Origin of the sequence: Methylobacterium sp. WL120 (assembly GCF_008039465.1) — a bacterium.
GTDB classification, from domain to species: Bacteria; Pseudomonadota; Alphaproteobacteria; order Rhizobiales; family Beijerinckiaceae; genus Methylobacterium; species Methylobacterium cerastii.
The window spans coordinates 1-2795 of record NZ_VRUT01000288.1 but is presented as its reverse complement, the minus strand read 5'-3'; the positions used below and the strand labels follow the sequence as shown (position 1 = coordinate 2795).

Genomic DNA, 2795 nt, shown 5'->3' with positions numbered 1-2795 from the left:
CACCCGGATCGTGCTGCACGCGCGGGCGCCGGACCCGCGCGCCGCCGCGGCCTTGCGGACGCTGGCGGCTGCCTATCGCGGCGCGGCGCGCTGAGGGCTCATCCCTTGAAGGTCGGAACCGGCGGCAGGTCGGCCACGACGAGGGTGTCGCCTTCGAAGCCGCGCACCGTGCGCGTGCCGTCGAGGTTCATCAGAAGGTGCCGCCCCGGGGAGGCCCGGCGGATCGTCTCGGCGATGTCGGCGGCCCGTGCCAGCACGACGCCTCTGCGGTTCAACGGCAGGGCGACGACGGCGACGGCAGCGCCCTTCAGGCTCTGTTGGAAGGCCATGTTCTTGTCGTTGGTGAGCAGCACCGAATAGCCCGCCGCCTCCACGCGGCGAAGGAGCACGCCGTTCCGCAGGCCGATCCAGGTCGGATCGAACGCGGCGGCGTCGAGACCGAGGGCACGGAGCGCGCCGGCCAAGCTCCGCGGCACGCCCTCGTCCAGCACGACCTTCATGCGGCCTTCGGCGCCGCCAGACCGGCCGATGCGAGTTGCAGGACTTGCACGACGTCGCCACGGTCCAGCGTCGGATAGTCCTCGAGGATGTCCTCGATCGACAACCCGTCCGCCAGGTTCTCGAACACAACCTCGACCGGGACGCGCGTCCGCCGGAAGACGCGGCGCCCACCCAGGATGCCGGGATCCGAGGTGATCAGGTCGTCCAGCGACAGCGGTTCCTCGCACTCGGTCGTCATCGATCGTCGTCCGGCTCGTTTGTCGGTCCGCGCAGGATGCGGCGTTTACCGTGAAAACGAAACAGCCCGGCCGCGCGAACGGCCGGGCTGTCGTCGGGGCGGGGGCTTAAGCCCCCGAGTGGAATCGAAATCAGGAGGCGAGCGGGCCGGTCGCCTCGGCGCCGCCCTGCGCTTCCATCGCCTTCTGGCGGTAGAGGCCGACGAAGTCGATCGGGTCGATGTAGAGCGGCGGGAAGCCGCCGTTGCGCACCGCCTCGGCCACGATCTGGCGGGCGAACGGGAACAGCAGGCGCGGGCACTCGATCATCACCGCCGGGTGGACCTGGTCCTGCGGGATGTTGCGCATGCGGAACACGCCGGCATACTTCAGGTCGAAGGCGAACAGCACGTCGCCGTTGATCTTGGCGTCGCCCTCCAGCGTCAACTCGACCTCGAAGTCGGCCTCGGCGAGCTGCTGCGCGTTGACGTTGACCTGGATGCTGATCTGCGGGCCCTGGCCGTCCTGGGGCTGGAGCGAGCGCGGGGCGTTCGGGTTCTCGAAGGACAGGTCCTTGGTGTACTGCGCGAGCGCGTTGATCGCGGGGGCCTCGTCGGCCTGACCGTTGCCGTTCGGTGCGGGGGAATCGGCCATGGCGGGTCATCCTTCTCGAAAGATCGAACACCGGCCGCGGGCCGATGGCTAGGGGTGACCGCCTTGCCCGTGTGGTCGCGCGGTCGTTCAGCAGAGGCCCGGCGGCTAACATGCCCGCCCCCGGTGGACAAGCGAGGCGCCGGCAGCCGCGGATGCAGCGCGGGGTCTCCGTAGACGGTCGCCGTCCGGTGAGGCCCCGGCCCGGCCCGGCGCGACGACGCGGCCGGTGCGATCCCCCGCGATGCCGCCTGGAACCGGCCGGCGCATTGCCCCATATGCCCATTGCCCCCTATGCAAAGGGGGACGCGGCGCGTTCTCCGCGAGGCCGGCCACGCCCGCGGCGGATTCGTGCGGCATGACCGGACTCGCGTGCGACCCCTCTCGGATTTCCCGTCAGCCGCGCGCACGGGCCAAGGCTGCGGCCGCGGTCCGGGCTCCACGGCGGCCACCATCGGATCGGTGATGCAGGACAGCTTCGACGTGACGACGATCATCTTCCTGGCGCTCGCCGTCTTCGTGATCTGGCGGCTGCGCTCGGTCCTCGGGCAGAAGACCGGCACCGAGCGCGCGCCGTTCAAGCCGGTGGACCGCAGCCGCACCGAGCCCCAGCCCGGCCGCAGCGAGGGCGACAACGTCGTGCGCCTGCCGGGCGCCGACCGGGCGCTCCCCGAGCGCAACGCCGAGACCCAGGTGCGCGACTGGCGCGGCATCGCCGAGCCGGGCTCGGCGGTGGCCCGCGGCCTGGAAGCGATCGTCCAGGCCGAGCCCGGCTTCGAGCCGCGCGCCTTCCTCGAAGGGGCCAAGGGCGCCTACGAGGCGATCATGATCGCCTTCGCCAAGGGCGACCGGAAGACCCTGAAGTCCTTGCTCTCCCGCGAGGTCGGCGACGCGTTCGAGCGCGCCATCGCCGAGCGCGAGAAGAACCGCCAGACGGTGGAGACCACCTTCGTCTCGATCGACAAGGCCGAGATCGTCGCCGTCGACGTGAAGAACCGCGTCGCGCAGGTGACGGTGCGGTTCCTCTCGAACCTCATCACCGCCACCCGCAACGCCGACAGCGTCGTGGTGGACGGCAGCGCCGAGGCAGTGGTCGAGGTGCCCGACGTCTGGACCTTCGCCCGCACGCTCGGCACCCGCGACCCGAACTGGCAGCTCGTCGCCACCGAGGCGGGCGCCTGAGGCCGTCCACGCAACCGATCGTTCCCGACCTATGGCACTCCGACGCCTCCCCCGCCCGACCGCAGCGTTCCGCGCTGCGGTCGCTCTCGTTTCAGGGATCGCCCCGGCCACCGCCGAGCCGCTGCGCGTCGGCAACGCCGTGCTGGAGCCGGTGGAGCTTGCCGCCCTGCCCGGCTGGCAGGCAGACGAGACGCGGGCCGCGTTCGAGGCCTTCCGGCGGACCTGCGCCGCGCCCGGCCCCAACCC

At 71.6% G+C, this 2795-nt stretch carries 4 protein-coding genes and 1 pseudogene; 2 read left to right on the top strand and 3 right to left on the bottom strand.

Features of this window, described 5'->3' with window-relative positions:
* Nucleotides 1-98: 98 nt before the first annotated feature.
* From FV229_RS26305 to secB, 3 genes are all read right to left on the bottom strand, one after another.
* Complete coding sequence (locus FV229_RS26305; RefSeq protein WP_147754732.1) at nucleotides 99-500, bottom strand: hypothetical protein; 402 nt, start codon at nucleotides 498-500, stop codon at nucleotides 99-101.
* Nucleotides 497-739, bottom strand: coding sequence for a DUF433 domain-containing protein (locus tag FV229_RS26300; RefSeq protein WP_147754731.1), 243 nt, complete (start codon nucleotides 737-739; stop codon nucleotides 497-499). Before FV229_RS26300 ends, FV229_RS26305 begins: the two co-directional genes overlap by 4 nt.
* Nucleotides 740-869: 130 nt before the next feature.
* The gene (secB, locus tag FV229_RS26295) at nucleotides 870-1370 is read right to left on the bottom strand and encodes a protein-export chaperone SecB (protein ID WP_147754730.1); all 501 of its coding nucleotides are present in this window, start codon (nucleotides 1368-1370) and stop codon (nucleotides 870-872) included.
* Nucleotides 1371-1832: 462 nt separating this feature from the next.
* Between secB and FV229_RS26290 the strand changes: the two genes are divergently transcribed.
* Both FV229_RS26290 and FV229_RS26285 read left to right on the top strand, forming a co-directional pair.
* Complete coding sequence (locus FV229_RS26290; RefSeq protein WP_147754729.1) at nucleotides 1833-2549, top strand: Tim44/TimA family putative adaptor protein; 717 nt, start codon at nucleotides 1833-1835, stop codon at nucleotides 2547-2549.
* Nucleotides 2550-2580: 31 nt separating this feature from the next.
* Nucleotides 2581-2795: pseudogene (locus FV229_RS26285) on the top strand (transglycosylase); the annotation flags it as partial.

Coding starts and splice junctions, on each gene's coding strand:
- FV229_RS26305 (WP_147754732.1), bottom strand. CDS start 500: ATGAAGGTCGTGCTGGACGAGGGCGTGCCGCGGAGCTTGGCCGGCGCG.
- FV229_RS26300 (WP_147754731.1), bottom strand. CDS start 739: ATGACGACCGAGTGCGAGGAACCGCTGTCGCTGGACGACCTGATCACC.
- secB (WP_147754730.1), bottom strand. CDS start 1,370: ATGGCCGATTCCCCCGCACCGAACGGCAACGGTCAGGCCGACGAGGCC.
- FV229_RS26290 (WP_147754729.1), top strand. CDS start 1,833: ATGCAGGACAGCTTCGACGTGACGACGATCATCTTCCTGGCGCTCGCC.